The 19509-nt window shown below is 66.5% G+C and carries 15 protein-coding genes and 1 pseudogene; 10 read left to right on the top strand and 6 right to left on the bottom strand.

Translation table 11 applies throughout. From position 1 onward, the window contains the following. Both S1361_RS38280 and S1361_RS38275 read right to left on the bottom strand, forming a co-directional pair. Positions 1–96 (bottom strand): annotated as a pseudogene (locus S1361_RS38280) (IS5/IS1182 family transposase); the annotation flags it as partial. Positions 97–563: 467 nt separating this feature from the next. Further along, positions 564–3839, bottom strand: coding sequence for a CHAT domain-containing protein (locus S1361_RS38275; protein WP_208029888.1), 3276 nt, complete (start codon positions 3837–3839; stop codon positions 564–566). Positions 3840–4006: 167 nt separating this feature from the next. Here S1361_RS38275 and S1361_RS38270 point away from each other — a divergent pair, with 167 nt between their 5' ends. Next, positions 4007–4366 carry a hypothetical protein gene (locus S1361_RS38270; RefSeq protein WP_208029889.1) on the top strand — a complete coding sequence of 120 codons (360 nt, stop codon included), beginning with the start codon at positions 4007–4009 and terminating at the stop codon, positions 4364–4366. 2 nt (positions 4367–4368) lie between these two features. Next, on the top strand, positions 4369–5199 hold the full coding sequence (locus S1361_RS38265) for a hypothetical protein (RefSeq protein ID WP_208029890.1): 831 nt from the start codon (positions 4369–4371) through the stop codon (positions 5197–5199). Here S1361_RS38265 and S1361_RS38260 read toward each other — a convergent pair. The 4 genes from S1361_RS38260 to S1361_RS38245 form a co-directional block, all read right to left on the bottom strand. Further along, positions 5131–5460 (bottom strand): hypothetical protein, encoded by a 330-nt coding sequence (locus S1361_RS38260; protein WP_208029891.1) that lies wholly within the window; start codon positions 5458–5460, stop codon positions 5131–5133. The two genes, S1361_RS38265 and S1361_RS38260, sit on opposite strands and share 69 nt — an antisense overlap. An 811-nt stretch (positions 5461–6271) precedes the next feature. After that, complete coding sequence (locus tag S1361_RS38255; protein WP_243769474.1) at positions 6272–7936, bottom strand: ADP-ribosylglycohydrolase family protein; 1665 nt, start codon at positions 7934–7936, stop codon at positions 6272–6274. A gap of 17 nt (positions 7937–7953) precedes the next feature. Beyond that, positions 7954–8640, bottom strand: coding sequence for a DarT ssDNA thymidine ADP-ribosyltransferase family protein (locus S1361_RS38250; RefSeq protein ID WP_208029893.1), 687 nt, complete (start codon positions 8638–8640; stop codon positions 7954–7956). Beyond that, on the bottom strand, positions 8637–10031 hold the full coding sequence (locus S1361_RS38245; protein ID WP_208029894.1) for a 3'-5' exonuclease: 1395 nt from the start codon (positions 10029–10031) through the stop codon (positions 8637–8639). Before S1361_RS38245 ends, S1361_RS38250 begins: the two co-directional genes overlap by 4 nt. A 223-nt stretch (positions 10032–10254) precedes the next feature. Between S1361_RS38245 and S1361_RS38240 the strand changes: the two genes are divergently transcribed. The 8 genes from S1361_RS38240 (at position 10255) to S1361_RS40485 (ending at position 19388) form a co-directional block, all read left to right on the top strand. Beyond that, complete coding sequence (locus S1361_RS38240; protein ID WP_208029895.1) at positions 10255–11025, top strand: TnsA-like heteromeric transposase endonuclease subunit; 771 nt, start codon at positions 10255–10257, stop codon at positions 11023–11025. Between the two features lie 5 nt (positions 11026–11030). Then, positions 11031–13187, top strand: a complete 2157-nt coding sequence (locus S1361_RS38235) for a Mu transposase C-terminal domain-containing protein (protein WP_243768999.1) — start codon at positions 11031–11033, stop codon at positions 13185–13187. Between the two features lie 116 nt (positions 13188–13303). Continuing rightward, complete coding sequence (locus tag S1361_RS38230) at positions 13304–14290, top strand: TniB family NTP-binding protein (RefSeq protein WP_208029896.1); 987 nt, start codon at positions 13304–13306, stop codon at positions 14288–14290. After that, positions 14287–15243 (top strand): TniQ family protein, encoded by a 957-nt coding sequence (locus tag S1361_RS38225; protein WP_208029897.1) that lies wholly within the window; start codon positions 14287–14289, stop codon positions 15241–15243. The genes S1361_RS38230 and S1361_RS38225 overlap by 4 nt, the downstream gene beginning before the upstream one ends. Positions 15244–15454: 211 nt before the next feature. Next, positions 15455–15649 (top strand): hypothetical protein, encoded by a 195-nt coding sequence (locus tag S1361_RS38220; protein ID WP_208029898.1) that lies wholly within the window; start codon positions 15455–15457, stop codon positions 15647–15649. Positions 15650–15730: 81 nt separating this feature from the next. Beyond that, positions 15731–16558: a hypothetical protein gene (locus S1361_RS38215; protein ID WP_208029899.1), complete on the top strand. Its 828-nt coding sequence runs from the start codon at positions 15731–15733 to the stop codon at positions 16556–16558. Positions 16559–16951: 393 nt separating this feature from the next. After that, positions 16952–18973, top strand: coding sequence for a helicase associated domain-containing protein (locus S1361_RS38210; protein WP_425086576.1), 2022 nt, complete (start codon positions 16952–16954; stop codon positions 18971–18973). Positions 18974–18998: 25 nt separating this feature from the next. After that, the gene (locus S1361_RS40485; RefSeq protein ID WP_425086577.1) at positions 18999–19388 is read left to right on the top strand and encodes a helicase associated domain-containing protein; all 390 of its coding nucleotides are present in this window, start codon (positions 18999–19001) and stop codon (positions 19386–19388) included. Positions 19389–19509: the final 121 nt, after the last annotated feature.

The following is a 19509-nucleotide window of genomic DNA, read 5'->3' as shown; positions in this document are numbered from 1 at the left end:
GTCGGACCCTCTGCGTGGTCGGCCGACGACTCCGGCCACTGCCGGGATCTTGTTCAGCAGGGGCAGGAGCTGGGTGACGTCGTTGCGGTTGCCGCCAGCTTCTTCAGCGCCGTTCCGCAGCACCATCTCTCCCTACCGAGCACGGTTGAGAGGGCAACGATGGTCACCAGTCGCTGGGCTGTGAAAGGACGGTAGGGTTGGGTTTTCCAATAGGTTCAGGGGGCGGAAATTTACCCGTCCTTGTTGCACACCGGTGGCAGCACAGCAGTGGCAAATCTTCATATTTCTGATGGTAGAAGACTTCGCCGGTTTCACAGTCAAGAAACTTACTGATCATAAATCTGGCATCATCTGGCGGGATCCCTAGCTCCATCAGGACGCCGGTCAGCCACTTTCCTCCTCCGCGGAGGCAGAGGAGTGTGTCAGTCGGGTTCCGACAGATGGTGCATGTCGGTTGTTGTTGCATGGTCGACCCCATAAGAATTGCTGCTTGTTGATTATCTGGGCTACTTTCAGTGTGCGTGTCAGCCTCCAAGGACTGCAGTTATCGGAAAAGCAGCCGGTTAAGGTCCTGTGTGAATGTAGGAAGCCCACAGAGTGGGTACGCGGGGTGCCTTGTCTCTGGCGCGACGTACAGCGCTGCTGAGTGCTCGCGCTGCGCTGGAGGCTCCCGTTGCGTCGGGTTCTGCAGCGGAGTGAAGGGTCGTGTAGACGTCGCGGGTTATGTCCCTGGCAGTTCTGACGCCTATGGGCCAAAGCGTTCCGATGACGTGGGTGTAGCCGATGAGTTGGAAGGCGGACGCAATGTGGATGGCTTCGTCGGCGAGTGTGGGGTGTCCGTGCTGCGTGCTGCATGCGGACAGGAAGGCGAGCTCAGCGTCCTCGATGTGGAGTTGGGACAGCTTGAGGACGGACAGGTTTCCATCGTGCAGGGAGAGGTTGCTTTCTGAGGGGCTGTTGAGGTCGCTCCATCCGTGGCAGGCGAAATGCGCCCAAACGTGTCCGGGAAGGGTGTACAGAACGTGGTCGACGGTGGCCTCCGAGCCCACGAGGGGGTCGGTTTTGCCGGGATAGTGCCGGGTGAGGACGTTGACGGCCTCTTCGGCTTCAGGCAGGTCCGGCTGTCCTGGTGTGTGTGGCATGGCGACGACCAAGTGCGGCATGTCCGGGTCTGTCGGCTGTTTCGCCCGCGCGCGGCTCAGAGTCCGTAGCGTGGGGGTGTAGGAGGAGACCGCCCGGTCCATGACGGTAGGTGGGACAGCCTCGCCCAGGCGGCTGTGATGGCCGGCCGCGTGGAGTGGGAGGAAGTTGAGCGGGCCTGTCGGGGACCACCAGATGCGAGGCCACGACTGGTCTGGCGTAGGTGATGCGGTCAGGCCGAGGTCGGTGAGGACAGGCTCGGCGAGGACGTCCCAGAGCCAGCCGAGAACACTCTCCACGCGTTCCTCGGCGTCCGAGCGTTCTTCCACATCCGCTTTCGCGTCCTGGGCTGTGTCGACTGCGCGTACGAAGTTTTCAACCTGCGTGGCGACGGTCTCCCTGGTGAGGGCTGGCAGTGGTACTACGCGGATCTCGTCCGAGGTCAGGGTGATCGCGTCGGATCGGTAGTCACTGACGTTGACGGTGATGACCGTGCCCGCTTGGGCGACAGTGCGCAGAGCGTCGAATCCTTGTGGCAGCAGGAAGTTCTGCAGTTCGGGTTCTGGGCGGCTGCGGATCTCCTCCATGAGGAGGTCCCACCGGAGGGCGGTCCTGTGGCGTCGGTCCACTGCACCGTGCGCCTCAGCGAGCGATTCGGACGCGGGCGGCGAACCGGCGTGGAGGTCTGACTCGAGTTCTTGGCGCAGGAGCTCGTACTGTGCGGCTAGCTCAGGTGCTCGGTCGCGGAGTTCGGTCGATTCGCTGCGGGTCTCAAGGGCCTGCGAGATCAGCACCCCGCGTCCCCGCTCGAGCAGGTCCAAGGCTCGTTCTGGGTTGTTTGCCTGCAGCGCGGCTGCGGCGGCGTCGGATACGAGGCCGGGGAATTGGGAGAGTTGATGTTCTTGGTCGCTGCGCCAGAGATAGCGTGCAGCGACACGGGGTAGCAGGTTGACTGCTGTCGACAGTCCTTGGGCCGCCTCCTCCCAATGGTTGGCCCTGGCCTCAAGGTCTCCCCATTTGCGGGCAGCTGACAAGCGGATGTGAGGCGGGGCGATGCTCATGTGCGTCGCCTCTCGGAAGGCTGCAGTGGCCTGATCGCCTGCGGTCGTGTCTCCTGGCAGGCTGTGCTGCTGCTGTGCGTATAGTGCGGTGCCGAGGTTGGTGAGGAACTTTGCGCGGTCTGGGTGGCGCCCAGGTGTTACCTCAGTCGCCTCCCGTTCAAGCCGCACCGCCTCCGCCAGAGCGTGTGTGTCACCGGTGCGCTGGTAGATCGTCCCCAGGACGCTGCCGAGTTGGGACAGCACCATGCCGCGGTGAGGGCTCTGGTCCGGGGTCCGTGCAGCGGCTTCGCTCAGGACGGTGGACGCCTCCAGGAGGGGGGCTAGGTCGCTGGTCTGTTCATGCTGGGCCATGAGCGCGCTGCCCAGGTTGACCAGAAGACCCGGCTTGCGGGGGTCATCGTGGAGGACGGTGTCGACGGCCGCCCGACCTGCCTCGATCGCTTCCTCAATGGTCGCCTCGTGTGGCACACGCCGGTAGCGCACGACGAGGGCATGATTGAGGTTGGTCAGGAACCCTGGCTTCGCAGGATCGCCCGGGTGCGCTACTTGTACGGCTTCTCGCAACTTGCCGATCGCATCGTCCAGCGAGCTCAGGTCGCCCGTCGAGTCGTAACGCACGCGCAGTGCGATACCCACAGCGGACAGGGTGGCCGCCCGTCCCTTGTGTCCAAGTGGCGTCCGTTCGACTGCCTCCCGGTACAGCCCGATGGCCTCCTCCAGGGCTGCCAACTGTCCGGTTCGCTTGTAAGACACGAGCAGGGCGTTGGCAAGGCTCCCGAGGGATGACCAACGGTCGGAGTGACCAGCGGGGGTGCCCTCAAGTGCTTCCCGGCCAAGGTCGATGGCCTCCCGCAGCGCTTTTTGGTCATCCACACGTTCGTACCGTGCTTGAAGCGAGCCGCTGAGAGCGAATCCGAAGCCGGGCCGGTCCACGGTGGAGCTCTTCGCGACAGCGTCGCGAAGCAGGGTTATGGACTCGTCGAGCACGGCCATGTCGTCCACCCGTTCGTGCCAGGCGTGTAGAGCCTGACCGAGGCGGAATTCGTAGAGGGCTATTGTGGGGTCATCCGCGCCCGTGGACATGCCAGCTTCCAAGGACTGCCTGCCGATACGCACGGCTTCCGCGAGCGTATCCAGATCTCCGGTGCGGATGTGCAGGTCCACCAGGCCAGTGCCCAGCGTGGACAGATAGCCGGCGATACGGGGGTCGAGGTCCGACGTGAAGTCGACGGCACGCCGCAACAAGGCAATCGCTTCTTCGATCGCCTGGCGGTCACGGGTGTCGGCCGCTTCCAGGAGATCGACCGCCTGGTTGTGCCAGGTTGTTACTTCATCAAGGAAATCTCCGACCTGGTTCGGCACGATCGTTGGAACCAGTCGGTAGACGGGGCTCAGGTACCGGACGGCAGACTTGAACTCTTCTCGTCCCTGCATCTCTTGGAGGGCTACATATCTGTCCCAGTGGAGCAGACCCACCGCACACAGCACTTCCCAGTCGGCCGTCGGATGCGTACGACTGTCCAACAAGGCCGCAGCCTCGGCGTCGGCAGCCTGTCCCACGACGGTCCGCAGGTCGCCCGTCGCCTTGAACTCCTTGAGCCGTTCCATCACCGCGGCCAGCACAGTCTCCCGTGTCATACCCTCCTCCACGGGTCGCGAGACGGGGTCAAGCATTCTATTAATGATTGGATGAATCCTCAATTATCGCGACATGAGGTGCATTCCGCGTACATAGTTCATATCGTAGTTGCGTGCGAGTCCTGCCGCATCCCCTCCCCCGCTCTCGATCCTCTGGGGTGGCTGAGATGACCGATCCCCGCAAAGACACCGCATGGCTCTGCGAGCAACTCCCCGCGCTGCGCCGTCTCGCCGCGAAAAAAGGGACCGTACAGACCCAGCAGCAACTGGAGGCGATCGTCGAGACGGCCCGCCAGGGCGGGGGATTCAAGGAGCCCCTCATAAGTCTGGCGCTAAGCCTGGGCGTCGCCGTCGACGATCTAATGGCATATCAGACGAGCTTCATACCTCCCACACCTCCCCCTCGTGTCAGGTATGTCTGCCCCGTAAGGATCTGCGCCCGCGAATGGTGTCCCGAGCCAAGCAAGAAGATTCCGTCCTGCGAGATCGGAGACCAGCAACTCCGCGCTGAACGTGAACTGGATTGACCATGCAGGAGTTCCTCGGTGAACTGGGCCGGAGGTTGGCCGAGAAGTGGTTCTCCCTTCTTGTGCTGCCCGGCCTGCTGTTTCTCGCTTCCGTCGCGGCTGCCGTAGTCGTCGGCCAGGAGCACTGGAACGACTGGTCGTATCTCATCCAGCGCAGCAGCAACTACGCCGCAGACCTCGACAAGCAGCCTGCGGTGACCCTGATCCTGGCCGCAGTAGGAGTGCTGCTTGCCTCAGCAGTCGTCGGCCTGGCAGCCGGCGCTCTCGCGGGCTGGGTGCAGCGCTTGTGGCTGGGAAACTGGCCCCGTCCGTTTCGCCCCTTGGCTGCGCGCCTCACCGAACGGCTGCAAAAGCGGTGGATGAACTGCGAGGACCACATCGCCCGGAACCGGATCTCACTGGCCAAGCCTGACCGGCCGACATGGATGGGAAACTCGATCGGGGCAGTCAGAACTCGGGTGGAAATCGCCTACGACCTGCACCTCGCCGAAACGTGGCCCCACCTATGGCTGATCATGCCCGAGGCGTCCCGGAACGAGGTGGAGCAGGTCCGCTCAGAGTTCAACGACGCGGCGCGACTCGGTGCATGGGGACTGCTGTACTTCGCGCTCGGAGCTATCTGGTGGCCCTCCTTTCTCATCGGGCTGGCCACGAGCTTGACCAGTTGGCGGCGCGGCCGGACTGCTATTGACGGTTTTTCAAAGCTGACGGAGGCAGCCGTCGACATTTACGGCCCTCACCTGGCAAGCATTTTGGGCTTCGGGTCAGGCGATGTCCCGCTCGATCCGAAAATCGGGATGCTCATCACCCTGCTGGCACGCAAAAACACATAAGCACCTGCTGGCATACCCGCGGTCGGGCACGTCCTCGAGCACCTCGTCCAGGATCTGATCCAGATGGGGAAGATCGTTAAGGCGTCCGTCCAGGCCGTCAATAAGGACATGCCGCTCCCCGACCCCACAGGAGGTGTCAAGCTGCCTGCGGGCGCCTGCGCTAACCGGGTCGCGGTGCACCGCTTCAGCCAGCCAGGTGGCATGCAGACCATCGGCCAGCAGAGCATTGCGTTCCTGGCGCAGAGCGTACGTCTCGCCCATGCCGCGCTCGCCGTGGAGAACGATGACCCGCGGTGCCCCGCTCCTGGGCCAGCAGCACACCGACCTAGGCATCGCTGGTCGGCCGACCATAGCCCTGCACGGCGGCTCATCCAGCACGAACACCCGCCACTGTTAGGGGAAACCAACCAACAGCGCCAGCAGGACGGTCGTGTGGCCAGCCATCTCCCGCCTCTGGAACGCCGGCTTCGGGGGCAGGAGGCACACCCGCTGTGGGCTCGTGGAGCGACACTCCCCCCTCACATCAAGATCTACTTCTTCGCACCTCAGGGACCTCAGCCCCAAGAAATTATCCATGCAGTTGAGACATTCTTGACAGGGATACGGCACCCCAGGCCACACGCTTGTCACCGGTAGCCACAAGAGCCCTTCTATCCCGTCAGAGCAGCCCAACCAGACAAACGACTCAATCTCAATTTCTGTGCGTGCAGTTGAGATGTCACAGGTCGCAGCAGTAGACATGCCTCAACTATGCGAATAACCGACAGCCCACACCCTGCAAGAACTCACCGCCCTGGACCCGTGGTGGAACCCACCCTGGCCCTGCACCTGGCAACGGAACTACCACCAGTACCGCACCCTCGCCGCCGCAGGCGGGCCCGCCCCATCCGAACTCGACCGCTGGGCCCGCAAACAGACCAACCTGTGGCACCAACTCCACCCCCACCAACAGACACTGCTGACAGCCATCGGCCCACACACGCCCCATTCCCGATAGACGTCAAGGCCAGGAAGCACCATGGCATCCAGCAGCAAGGCGTCCCGTACTGACGGGTGCACCACGGGCAAGCTGCTATTGATCGCCTTGATGGTAGGCGCGGGCAAGGAGCCCAGCGAACGCAGCAGCCCGCTCTACGCTGTATCGGCCGCCTCGGATCTGCTGGAGCAGTGCACGGCCTACCTGGTCGGGGGCAAAGCCGTTTCTCGCCAGCTCTTGAACGATCTCTTCAATGGGCGGGGGTGCGTGCCTATGGGCGCGTTCGCTCACGGCAGCGGGCGCAGTTCCGGAGAGGTGAGGCCTTTGATCGGCGGATACAGCAGTCTGCAATGGAGCTTCGAAGAGAAGTTGTTGTTCTCTCGGAGCATCCCCAGCAGGTTGGCTCCGCGGTTGTCTCACATCGCCCGGGAGCAGGTTCTCATCCAGAGGCCTGAGATCTTGCCTGGCACGGACCAAGACCCTCTGGCCGAAGGGCAAGGTGCCCCACACGTATGTGGCCTGGTTGCTCGCCGTCGGTGTGTCCGTAGGGGTAAGAGGCCCCAGACCGGCCAGTGCCGGTCCCATAGCCGTGTGGCCTACAAGGTCGAGTGTGGCCTTGGGGGGGCTCCAACGGAGCAGATCTGGGTAGGCGAAGGTGCTGGCTTCGCGCCCTTGGGAAATGTCCCACATGCGGCGTGCCTCGGAGTCGATTACCTGCACATCTTGCACTGCGCCAGGTGGAGGGCCTGCTGTGACGGCACCTAGGAGCGCGCCAGCCATGGTGGCGATGGTGTCGGTGTCCGAGCCGAGAGTGTTCACGGCGAGGAGCAGGCCGGCTTCGGGTGAGTCGGCATAAGCATGGGCGAGCACCGCTGCAAGCAGGGTGGTGACCGTGCCTGATCCGCGAGTCGCGTCGTTGAAGCCGCCCCACTGCTCCACCAGAGCAGCGTAGGTCTCTGCGGTCAGGGGTGCTGTGGGGTCGAAGGTTTCGAGTGCTGCGCGGCATTCGTTGGCGACGGTGACTGCGGCTGAGCGGAAGTCGATGCCTGCGGCATCAGTCCACGTGGGTAGCCACAGGTACGCGAGTTCGTCGTCTTTTGCGATGACGTCCGGTACCTGCTCCAGCCAGTCGATTGCGGGGCGCCACTGCTTGGGGCCGGGAAGTTCGTTGGTGTCCAGGGCGTGGGCCAGCAGGATGGCGTGCAGGACGGCGCCGAGGATGCCTCGGGGGTGGCCGTGGGTACTGACGGCGTTTCGTACGACGTCGCGGGTGATGTGGTCCCAGTTGGTGAGGTCCCGTGCGGACCAGACGTGGGGTTGGATGCGCATGGCGGCACCATTGCCGCCGATGTCGACGTAGCGGGCGGCTTTGGTGGCGAAGATGTTCTGTGACCACTTGGCTTCGACCCGCATCAAGCCGGTGGCTGCCGCTTTGGTCCCGCGGCCGGCTCCGAGTGCGTAGGCCTGCCATGCGACGACTTCGATCTTCGCGAATGCCTCGGCGTCGAATTCTCCGTCTCCGCGAATGGCACGTGAAGTGGCCAGGCGTAGCTGGGTGTCGTCGGAGTACGCGCCTGCCGGTAGGGGCATGTCGCGTCCGTAGCGTCCTCCGATGCGCCTTTTCCAGGGGACGGTGGTGGTGACGTCATCGCGCCCGATGCGGCGTCGCACGCCAGCGGTGTCGGTCAGTTCGGTGATGAAGCCGAGTGCGTCTCCGTACGCCGCCCACTGGGCTGAGGCGCGTACTGCCTCCCATTGCATGGCGCTCACCGTAGTCCTTACCTGCCGAACGTGACCGGGTCGACAATGATGTCGACCTCATCATGTCCGCTGACACTGACAATGGCCTCAGCCTTCGCTGCGTCCTCGTCAGTGAGGACGTAGATGCGCTGCAGGTGTCGTGTGGAGACGGCCTGCGGGTAGAGCACCTCGGCTTGCGGGTTCGTGGGAAGGTGAGGCTCGCGGTTGCCGCGTGGCGGCGTGCTCTTACCGAATCCGTAGGGGACTCGCTCGGCGAAGAGAGCTTCGGCTCCAGGAAGTCCCTCCACGGGGGTGATGCCCTCGTATCCCATGTTGCTTGGGGAGAACAGCACGCCTGGGTGCGTCATGATGACGGGATCGAAGCTGAGGACTGCCCAGAACAGGTCTTCGTTCGCCCACCACTCTTGGCTGCTGGTGCGCAGAAAGCTGTGGTTGGGTTCGCTGATGCTGAGGTTCACGTACCGCCAGTATTTCGGGTCCTCGCGGCGCCACTTGGTGTTCTCGTGGTAGATGCTCTCCAGATACTCGTCCTCGGACAGAAGTGCCCGTGCCTTGCATTCTCGCTGCAGGAGTATGCCTAGCAAGCCGCGATTTGTGGTGAAATGCACCACTTCGCTGATCTTGCGTTCCTGGATGAGCGCGTTGATGCCCTCAGCCTGTCCTTCACCATCCGGTATGGCCGGGATCGACTCTGCCGCGGTCATACGGCTTTCACCTCGTAGGTGTCCGGGTCCATGCAGGCGATGAGGTCGCTGGCCTCGGAGGGCTTGTAGGTGATGGTCAGCGTCTTGCGGGCGCGTCCGGCGGACATGGCCAGCAGGCGCAGGTGAGCGTCTCGCTCGCTGTCACCTGGCTCGGTGGCGTGCGGCATGACTTCGCTGTTGAGTCCGACGATGATGACGTGGTCGAACTCCAGCCCCTTGGCGGAGTGCATGGTCGACAGGGCAACGTTCACCGGTCCCGTCGGCCACTCGGCGTTCCGGGTGAGTTCGACGTAGGCCAGTCCGGCGGAGTTAAGACGGTTCTTGACCTCGCCGAACCAGCCCTTGGCGTGAAGGATGGCGACGGACTCGTCGTTGTCGGGTCCCAGGTCGTTGAGGAACTGCACCACATGATCCATCTGCTGGGTGAAGGTGCCCTGGACCAGCAGAGGCTTGTCGCCCTCCTCCTTGCAAGAGGTGAGGTCAGGGATCGCGGCGTCGTCCGTTGTCTCCACGTCCTTGAGCAGCGGAGCGGCGAAGGCGGCGATCTGCCGGGTGTTGCGGAAGTTCTTCGACAGCAGCTTGCTGTTGTGCGAGCCCACGCTCAGGCCGACCTCGCTCCAAGTGAAGCGCTGAGGGTAGATGCGCTGAGCAGCGTCGAGGACGAAGGTCAGCGTGTGCTCGTCAGTGAGGTGGTTGAGTACGGCCCGGACCTGGTTGGCGGAGAAGTCCTGAGCCTCGTCGACCACCACCACGTGGTAGGGGTCGTCGGCGCGCTTGGCCGCCATGGCGTTCGCCAGGTCGGACCAGTCCCAGGCCTGCTGCTGCTTCTTCCACTCCTGGAAGGGATAGATCACCTCCTCCAGCAGCCGGCGGCGCAACGGGGTCGGCATCCGCGGGGAGCGGCCGCGGCCCTGACGTTCGCACTCGATGTACTCGGCCAGGTGGTCGGGCGTGAAGCGGCCCAGGACATAGTCCACTTCAGAGCGTACGAAGTCGGCGGACAACGGCAGAGGAGCGGCCAGAGCATCCAGCTTCCGGTTGCGCTCGTGGTCCTGGAGGATCCGCTCGTAGGCCACACGGTCGGTGGCCCACTTCGCGAAGGTGGAGATCGTCAGCTCGACGTCATTGCCCTTGAGCTGCTCCTGGGTGAGTTCCTCGATGTAACCGCGCAGCGTGCGGTTGTACGTGAGGACCAGTACGCGGACGGGGCCGCTGATGAAGCCGTCGCGGCGGCGACGCTGCCAAAAGCCGACGGTGAACTTCAGCCGGTACAAGGCCGTAGTGGTCTTGCCGCTACCGGCGGCACCCCGTACGACGAACACCCCCGGCTTGTGGTTGTTGATCACCGTGAGCTGCTCGCTCGTCGGCTGCGTCGGCCTGAGCACCTTCATCCGCGCGGTCCCTCCCCAAGACTGCTCCCCCAACCTGAGGCCATGTTAGAAGCGGCTCCACACAGGCCGGTTGAAGATCCGACAAGCAGTCTGTCGCAGGATTGCAGATAGCGACACACCGGTCACCCATTCGGGTGATGGCTGCTGAGGTGCCCCTCCGTCAGAGGCGGCAGGCACTTGGCTGTCCGGCGTGGAGCAGCACGCTGTCAACGGGTGGGGCGGGATGGACGTCGAAGCGGCATTCGCCACCGCTGCCGGGCAGGCAACGCAGCTGCCGTGGGATCGGGCGACGTCGGTGCGGTTCGAGGATCTGGCGCCGGTATCCGCGTTTCCGGTCGTTCCGGGCCGCCGGTGGGGGCCCGGCTGGTGGTGGTCGGCGACCACCGGACGGCACGTGGTGCACGGTTCGGCAGCGATGCGCACCCAGCTGATGGTCCTGGACCGGGACCCGGACGTGACCGGCCTGTCCGCACGTCCGGTACGGCTGCTGTGGTGTGATCCCGACGGGCGGGTGCGCTCGTGGGTGCCTCAGTTGTTCGCCCGGTACGCCGACGGCACCGGCCTGCTCGCGGACTGCCCCTCCAGCCCGACCGCCGGTGGAGACAGGGCGCAGCGGGCGCGGATGGTCCTGGAGGCGGCGTGCGTGCGCGTGGGCTGGTCGTATCGGCGCCTTGAGCCGCCTCCAGCGGTGGTGGCGGCGAACCTGCGATGGCTGGCCGGCTACCGCCACCCCCGTTATCAGGGCCCGCCCGGGCTGCAGGCCGCGCTGGCCGAAGCGTTCGCCGCGCCGCGGCCCCTAGCCGACGGCGTAGCCGTGGTGGGCGATTCCTTGCAGGTCCTACCGGCCGCCTATCACGCGCTGTGGTGCGGGCATCTGACGACGCCTCTCGATGAGCCGCTGCACGAGCGGGCGCTGACCTGGTCAGACGCAGAACGTGGGGAGGGCGTCGAGAGGCGGCTGAGCAACGTCGGCGGCGATCCGGAGAGAGGTTGAGCCCCGTGGGCGGCACACACGGTAAGAGCCGGCGGCCGGTGGTGGAGGTCGGCGCGCACGTCGTCTACCGGGCGCAGACCTGGCAGGTCGCTGCGTTGCAGGGCCAGCAGGTCTACCTGTTGCAGGAGGACGGCGCGGAAATGAGCCTGCTGCTCGGGCGGTTGTTCGCCGATCCGGGCTTCGAAGTGGTGGGCGCGCAGGCGCCGGACACGGTCCCGCGATGGGGGCTGTTCGAGACCGTTCCGTTGGCGGCCCAGCAGCGGGCGCTGGCGTGGCTGCCCCACATTCGGGAGGTCGAAACCGGGTGGCCGCACCCTGAAGGCAGCCGCGAAGGGCAGGCGATGCGGCCGGAGTACGACCCGGAGCGGTGGACCCTGGCGCAGCGGGATGCGGCCAAGGCGAAGGAGCTGACCGCGCTCGGCTTCACCCGGGTGACCCGCACGACGGTCGAGCGGATGCGGCACGTCTACCGCAAGCAGGGCTTGTGGGGGCTGGTCGACAAGCGCACGGTGCCGACACGCGGCCGTCATCCGACGGGGTATGCCGACGAGCGGGTCGTGGCCGCGGTGCTGGAAGCGCTGCGGCGTCAGCGAGGCCGGTCGAAGGGGACGGTGAAGGGACTGCAGGTGCTGGTCGGGCAGATCCTGGAGGACACGCACGGGCGCGGGGTGGTGGAGATGCCGTCGCGGTCGTCGTTCTACCGGCTGGTGAGTGTGCTGGCCGACCCGGCCGAGCGTCCGGGACGTCCCGCACGCACCGCTACCGCACCCGCCCGCACCTCGTCGGCGCCGGTGGTGCTGCGGCCCGGGGAACAGGTACAGATCGACACCACCCGCCTGGACATCATGGCCGTCCTGGAGGACGGCAGCCTGGGGCGGCCGGAGCTGACCATTGCCGTCGACGTCGCCACGCGCTCCATCCTGGCCGCGGTTCTGCGCCCGCACAGCACCAAAGCCGTCGATGCAGCCCTGCTGCTGGCGGAAATGGCCGTCCCCCATCCTGCCCGGCCCGCCTGGTCCAAGTCGCTGCATCTGTCGCGGGCCGAGGTGCCCTACGAGCGGATGCTGTCGCTGGACGAGCGGCTGGAGGGCGCGGCCGCCCGCCCGGTGGTCGTGCCCGAGACGATCGTCGTCGACCGCGGCAAGATCTACCTCTCGCAGGGCTTCGTCGCCGCCTGCGAGACGCTCGGGGTGAGCGTGCAGCCCGCGCCACCCCGCCGTCCGCAGGCCAAGGCCGTGGTGGAGCGGACCTTCGGCGCGATCAACGACCTGTTCTGCCAGCACGTCGCCGGCCACACCGGCTCCAACCCCCTGCGGCGTGGCAAGGACGTGACCGCCGAGGCGCGGTGGACGATCCCGCAGTTGCAGGACCTCCTCGACGAATGGATCACCTGCGGCTGGCAGAACCGGCCCCACGACGGACTGCGCCACCCCGTCCTGCCCAAGTCCGCCCTCACACCGAACCAGATGTGGGCTGCGCTCATCACCATCAGCGGCTACGTACCCGTCCCGCTGACCGGGGCCGACTACCTCGAACTGCTGCCGGTGCGGTGGCAGCCCATCACCGAACGCGGCATCCGCCTCGACTACCGCACCTACAACCACGACATCCTCGACGCCCACCGCGGCCAGCGCTCCGATGTCGCCAGCAAAGACGGCAAGTGGGAGGTCCACCACAACCCCCACGACGCCCGCCAGATCTGGGTCCGCCTCACCGACGGAAAACTCCACGAAATCCCGTGGATCCACCGCGACCACGTCCACCAGCCCTTCAACGACGCCCTCTGGCGCTACATCCAGACCGAGGTCGAACAACGCGGAGACCGCGAGACACACGAAGCCGACCTCGCCGACGCCCTCGACCAGCTCCTGCGCCGCACCCGCAGCCCCGCCGGGACCGAGCACAACACCCGCCGCCGCAGAACCCCCCGCTCCGGAAGTACGGCAGCACAGCTGCCCGATCTGCCAGGCCAGCGGCGCCCCCTCGACACGGAAACCACACCGGCCCCGGCCCCCGACTGGAGCGAGAGCCTGGACGACCTCATCGGCATCGAGGCGGCGGCCGAGACCGACACGAGCGAGCCGGAGGGCGCGGGCGTGCGGCCGGCCGAGGCAGGCGGATACGGGCTGTGGGACGCCGAAGCAGAGGCCGAACAATGGTGAACGCCTCCCCGGGCACGAACGATGCAGCGGCCGGCGGGTCCCCGTCGGCAGCGGACCGGCCTCCCGGTGCCGCGGCAAGCGCCGACGGCGACGCCCCTGATGCGCAGCAGCAGTCGGTGACCACCTGGGACGGTTTCCAGGCCTTCGCCACCACACCTATGGCAGCCCCTCCCCCACCCGGCGCGCCGCCCCGCAGCCTCGCCGAGCGCCTCGCCTACCACTCGCGGTTCGTCACCGTGCGCACCCCGGCCATCGACACCCTGGCCAAGAACGTGCGCACCCTGATGATCCTCGGCCGCCACCAGACGGTCACCGCACGGCCGTCCCTGATCGTCACCGGACCCGCCGGCGCCGGGAAAACCACCGCCCTGCTCCAGGTCGGACGCGCCTGCCACCTCGCCCACACCCGACGCCACGGCCCCACAGCAGCAGCGGGGCAGGTGCCCGTCGCCTACGTCCTGGTTCCGCCCGCCGCCAGCGCCAAGACCCTAGCCACCGAGTTCGCCCGCTACCTCGGTATCCCCGTCGCCGCCGGCATGTCGCAGGCCCAGATCACCAACTCTGTCTGCCACACCTACACCACCGCAGGCGTCCAGCTAGTGATGATCGACGAGGTCCACCGGCTCAACCCCCGCACCACCAGCGGCGCCCAGACCGCGGACCTGCTCAAAGACCTCACCGAACGCATAGGTGCCACCTTCGTCTACGCCGGCATCGACGTCACCACCACACCCCTGTTCACCGGGGTCCGAGGCGCCCAGCTCGCCGGACGCGCCTCCCTCATCGACTGCGCCGCCTTCCCCGCCCGCCTCGGCGACAGCGAACCCTTCCGCGACCTCGTCAAAGCCATGGAGAGCGCACTCGACCTGCGCCACCACCGGCCCGGAACCCTCCCCCAACTGGCCCCCTACCTGCACGAGCGAACCGCCGGCCGCATCGGCAGCCTCGCCCGCCTCATCCGCCAGGCCGCCATCACCGCCCTCATCGACGGCACCGAACGCATCACCAAAACCACCCTCGAAGCCATCCGCCTGGACCACCTCGCCGAACAGCACTACCGCCCCCACCACCGGCCCCGAAACCGCAGTACCAGCACCCCGTGACCCGGTCAGACGTCACGGCCTGGGATACGGCCGCAGCCGTCCCCGCGCAGCGCAGTGTCGTCACCGCAGGGACATGGCTGCAGATCCCGTCAGCCGCGCCGGGCGTGCTCCGCGTACGGCCGCTGACCGGCGAAGCGACCGCCTCCTATGTGCAACGGCTCGCCGCTGCCTATCGGCTGACGCTGCCCCAGCTCCTCGACGGCGCCGGCATCACTCTCCACGGCCACGGCACCCTGCCGGCAGCCGAACTCCACCTCAATCACAACGCGGCCCGGCACCTCACTGTCCTGACCCGCACCCCGCTCCCCCACCTGACGCACACCCTGCCCCGCCTCGCCCCCAATAACGACGCCCACAGCACCAAGGCCGCCGCGCACTGGAAACGGCTCAAGGCCGGGCAGCAGCCCGTCCGCGCCTGCACCCTGTGCACCCGCCACCGCAGCCACGGCATCACCGACACCGCCTGGGTTCGCCGGCCGCCGCACCGGCTGGTGTGCCCTCGGCACCACCAAGCCGCCCCCGACCCACGACTCACGACCACCATCCGCACCTGGGTCGTGCCCGAACTCGCTGCCGCCCACCACGCCCACCAGCGCCTCCTACGACACCCCCGCGCCGCCACCACCTGGACCACAGCGCACGCCATCACCACACGCTGGTACGACCACGAAAAGCACCTCAACTACCGCTGGCACCGGCGCCTGAACCAGCTATGCGAGGCCAACCCCCACCTGACCAGTACAGGCAGCGCCTCCCCCGCACTCCTGACCCGCGACTTGGTGATCTATCCGGAAACCGTTGCCCTCGCCCGCGCACTCGCCACCCTGCCGAACCGGCCACATCGCACCACCAACGACGCCCTCATCCTCATCGCCTGCCGGCTCGGCCTCGCCCGCCTGACCCCCAACGCGAACGACCCACTCCGCGCCTTCCTCACCTACACACGCCACTGACCAGCGCAAATGGTGTGCGCACCCAGCCAAAGACATACATGCCCCAAGGAAGGCGGGGCGGACCTTCAGCACGAGGGCTCCGGCAGCAATGCCCGATGGGACTGCAGGTCCGCTGCTCGAACCAGGGAGCCGACATCGAACACTTACCCTAAACGTTGTCCTGGGTTTCTGAGGTACAATTCCTGGACGACGTAAAGGGAAAGAGGTACAGTTGGCCAAGGAAGAACGGGACCTGGCGAAGAGAGCCGAAGAGCAGGGCTTCGAGGTCAGGCGCACGAGCAAGGGCCACTACATGGTCACGAAGGACGGCGAGCGGATAACGACCATCTCCGGCACATCGTCTGACCCTCGCGCCCTGAAGAACGCGAAGGCTCAGCTCAAGAGAGCCGGGTTCATCGACAAGTAGCAAGCCACGAGAAGGTCCGCCGGGAGGCACCCCCGGCGGACCGCAACACCCCAGAGAACTCAGAGAGGAGTTGTCACAACTATGCCTCAGGCGTGGAGCATCGAAGTCGAGTTGGGCGTACGCGACGTCAGCGACGACACCGTCGACGAACTGCACGAGCACCTGGCCGACTGCAGCCCCGCCGTCGGCACCGCCCCCAGCGAAAACCTCTCGGTACGGATCTTCATCGAAGCCGGCACCGCGCGGCAGGCCGTGGACACAGCACTCAAGGAAGTCACCGCTGCGGCCAAGCAGACCGGAATCAACCACACGGTGGTCGGCATCGAACTGGTCACCGAGGAGGAACTGGACCGCAGGCTCGAGGAACCTTCTGTGCCCGAACTGGTCGGAGTCTCCGAGATCGCCGCCATGTTCGGCGTCGGCAGGCAGCGCGCTGCCCAGGTCGTACAGCGTGAGGACTTCCCGCCCGCCGTGGCTCACCTCAAGGCTGGTCCGGTGTTCGTGAAGTGGCAGGTCGAAGCTTTCGAGAAGCGGTGGGACCGCCGCGGCGGAAGGCCTCCCAAGCCGATCGAACTCACGGAACTGGATCGCGAGGTGCTGACCGCGCTGAACGCTACACACCGCGAAGCCGAAGACTCAGGGCCTGCGACTGGAAAGCCGGTGCGAGAAGGCACAATCCAGGAGCACAATCGCGCAGGCGAAGCCCTTACAGGTTGGGCATTCGCCGCTCTCAGGCCCGGAAGGCTGTGCGCAGCGTTCCCCGCCAGCAACCGGTCGGCCAGAGCCGCGATTACACGGCTGGCAAAGGCACGACTGGTGTCCGTGGAAACAGAATCGACACGCGACGACGAAGTCGTGGTCGAACTCGAACTGACAACCAAAGGCGAGCGGGTAGCCGCCACCCAGTAGTACCCATCCCTTGAACGTCGTCAGGAAGGCCCCCGCAAACGCGGGGGCCTTCCGCCGTAATGCCGACCAACCAGACCCGCACCAGGCCGGCCTGCAACACCAAGCCCACCGCCGACTCACGCGCTCGTCATCACCGCATCAGCGCAACCAATAGGCGCACCCATAGACGCACCACTACATCCGCAGGAAACCCAAGATCATTCCCATACAACTACAGGACTCCAGGCCAGCGACCAGAACAACCAAACCGCACACGCCGCCAAGCCACGCCCATCACTCCCGGACCGGACCGCTCTCCTGGCTCCAAATCCCAACCAAAGGACGGAACATCAGACCATAGCTACCGAGCTCCCTCAAGATCACTGCTCCGTCACAGTGGGTGCGTGAGAGCTGTTGTCCAGCTCGCGGGAGAGAGTGGATCGGATGGCTGTGGCAGAACTTCGTCCTCATCAGCGTGAAGCGGTGGACGGGGTTCTCCGGGCGCTCGAATTGCCTGCAAGATCTACTGTGCCCGAGCGGGGTCTGCGGACTCAGGTGGTCATGGCGACCGGATCGGGCAAGACCCTCGTCGCCGTGCGCAGCGCGGAGGAGCTGCAGGCGGGTCGAGTGCTGGTGCTCGTACCGTCGCTGGACCTCCTCGCGCAAACCGAGGCCGCCTGGCGCGAGGGCGGGCGTACGGGACCGATGATCGGAGTCTCGTCCCTGCAGGGGCCGGAGGCGTCCTTCCCGAACACCACGGACGTGGACGAGCTGGTCTCCTGGGTCCGCCCGCTCGACAAGGTCACCGTGTTCGCTACCTACGCCTCACTCGGGCTTGGCACACTCGAGCGCGCGCACACCGCGGGTCTCGCGGGGTGGGACCTGATCGTCGTGGATGAAGCCCACCGGACTTCCGGGCGGATCGGGAAGCCGTGGGCGGTCGTCCACGACAACACCCGCATCCCCGCCCTGCGTCGGCTGTACATGACCGCCACCCCGAGGTTGTGGCAGCTGGAGGATGACTCCGAGACCGCGCCGGGCGTGCCGGGCGAGCTGGTGGCGAGCATGGAAGACGACCCACAGGGGCCGTTCGGGGCTCGCTGCTACACCCTGACGCTCTCGGAGGCGATCGACCGGGGAATCTGTGCCCCTTACCAGGTGGTGTGCGTGGATATCACGGACACCCACCTCCAGGCCGCCCAGCTCCTGGGCGCGGACGCACGGTCCGAGCAGGTGCGCGGGGCGCGGCTCGCGGCCCTGCAGACCGCGCTGGTAAAGGCCTCGGCCGAGGAAGGCTTCCGCAGGACGCTGGTCTTTCACCACCAGGTAAAGGAGGCCGAAGCGTTCGCGGCCGGCCTCCCTCACGTCGCCGACCGGCTGCACGCGGCCGACGCTGAGCTGTACCCGCGCACCGTGTGGGCGGACTGGCTGTGCGGCGACCATAAGCCGGGCCACCGGCGTCGAGTGCTCGGTGAGTTCGCGGCCGGGATCGCCAGGGACGGCACGGTCGTGGAGAAGAGCTTCCTGAGCTCGGTGCGGGTGCTCGGCGAGGGCGTCGACACCCGACACTGCGACTCCGTGTATTTCGCGGACGTCCGCGGCTCCATGCCCGACCTCGTCCAAGCCGTCGGGCGGGCGCTGCGGATGCAGCCCGGTGAGGGGAAGGTCGCCTCGCTGGTGGTGCCGGTCCTGCTCGGGCCCGGGGAGACGGTCGACAACATGCTGACCTCGCGGGCCTTCGGTGGCTTGGCCAAGCTGCTGGAAGCGCTCAGGGCACACGACGCCAGGGGCGTGGAGGCTCTGGCGCAGCCCCAGGCGCCAAGCCGTGTCAGGGGCGTACAGAGCCGCAGCGGGGTGGAAGAGGAGGGAGCAGGCAGCGACCGAAGCGACCGGCTCTCGGTGCCGGCCCGCGCACTGCTGAAGTTCAGCACGCCCCGTGATCCGGCGCAGCTTGCGGCGTTCATCAACCTGCGTGTCCTCAACCCCGAACACGCTCACTGGCGACGCGGCATCGAAGCCGCCGTCCTCTACCACCGGCTCCACGGCGACCTGCGCGTGCCGTTCACCTACCGCGTGCCCGGACGCCACGAGAAGGAGGCGGAAGCCGAGGGGTGGCCGGCCACGCTCGCCGGGTTCCCCCTTGGGCAATGGATCGCCGACGCCAGGCGCGTCTACGCCCGCGGCGACATGGACGCCGACCGCATTGTCCAGCTGGAGAAGCTCGGCATGATCTGGAGCCACTTCGACGTCGCATGGGAGGAAGGTCTCGCGGCCGCGCGCGGGTGGGCAACGGAAGCGGGCCATCTCCTGGCGCCGCTGGTCGCTACCTACAAGGGGTACCGGGTGGGGCTGTTTCTGAAGAACGCCAGGGCCGCCGCCCGCAAGGCCGCCGAGATCCTTCCACCTCGTCCGGCAGCACCTGCAGACCGGCGGTGAGCTGCCGACGGAGCCGGGCGTCGTCGTGCACCAGGGCGAGGATCTGGGACGGTGGGTACGCTCGGTCCGCCTCGGCTGGGACAAGCTCACAGGCGTACAGCAGTGGCTGTGCGAGCAGGTCCTCGGGATCGAACCCGCCACCGAGGAGGAGAAACCGGCGCCGCGGCGCAGCCAGGCCGACAAATGGGCTCTCAATCTTGCCGCCGCCACCCAGTACTACCAACGCGAGGGGCACCTGCGGGTCCCGCGCAAACACATCGAAACGATCGGCGGGGAGAACGGGGGTAGCGAAGAGGGCCGGGAGGGACTCCGGGTCCGGCTCGGTGCATGGATCAGCAACCAACGGAGCAGGGCCGCCACGCTGTCCCCGGAACGGATCGAGCAGCTCTCCGCCATCGGCATGCGCTGGACGTAGGCTCCGTGACGGGGGACGGAGTATGTACGCGATCCGTACGCTCACATCACGCAATCCGTACGGTGCGAGGCTGGCACCGAGCCCGGGGTCTGGAGTGAAGACACAGGTCAGCCGCCGCGCT

The sequence above is a fragment of the Streptomyces cyanogenus genome (assembly GCF_017526105.1).
Lineage (GTDB): Bacteria > Actinomycetota > Actinomycetes > Streptomycetales > Streptomycetaceae > Streptomyces > Streptomyces cyanogenus.
The sequence above is the reverse complement of the archived record's forward strand: the minus strand, read 5'-3'. Positions and strand labels throughout refer to the sequence as shown.

Coding starts and splice junctions, on each gene's coding strand:
- S1361_RS38265 (WP_208029890.1), top strand. CDS start 4,369: ATGCAGGAGTTCCTCGGTGAACTGGGCCGGAGGTTGGCCGAGAAGTGG.
- S1361_RS38270 (WP_208029889.1), top strand. CDS start 4,007: ATGACCGATCCCCGCAAAGACACCGCATGGCTCTGCGAGCAACTCCCC.
- S1361_RS38240 (WP_208029895.1), top strand. CDS start 10,255: ATGGACGTCGAAGCGGCATTCGCCACCGCTGCCGGGCAGGCAACGCAG.
- S1361_RS38255 (WP_243769474.1), bottom strand. CDS start 7,936: ATGCAATGGGAGGCAGTACGCGCCTCAGCCCAGTGGGCGGCGTACGGA.
- S1361_RS38245 (WP_208029894.1), bottom strand. CDS start 10,031: ATGAAGGTGCTCAGGCCGACGCAGCCGACGAGCGAGCAGCTCACGGTG.
- S1361_RS38260 (WP_208029891.1), bottom strand. CDS start 5,460: ATGGGCGAGACGTACGCTCTGCGCCAGGAACGCAATGCTCTGCTGGCC.
- S1361_RS38215 (WP_208029899.1), top strand. CDS start 15,731: ATGCCTCAGGCGTGGAGCATCGAAGTCGAGTTGGGCGTACGCGACGTC.
- S1361_RS38275 (WP_208029888.1), bottom strand. CDS start 3,839: ATGACACGGGAGACTGTGCTGGCCGCGGTGATGGAACGGCTCAAGGAG.
- S1361_RS38250 (WP_208029893.1), bottom strand. CDS start 8,640: ATGACCGCGGCAGAGTCGATCCCGGCCATACCGGATGGTGAAGGACAG.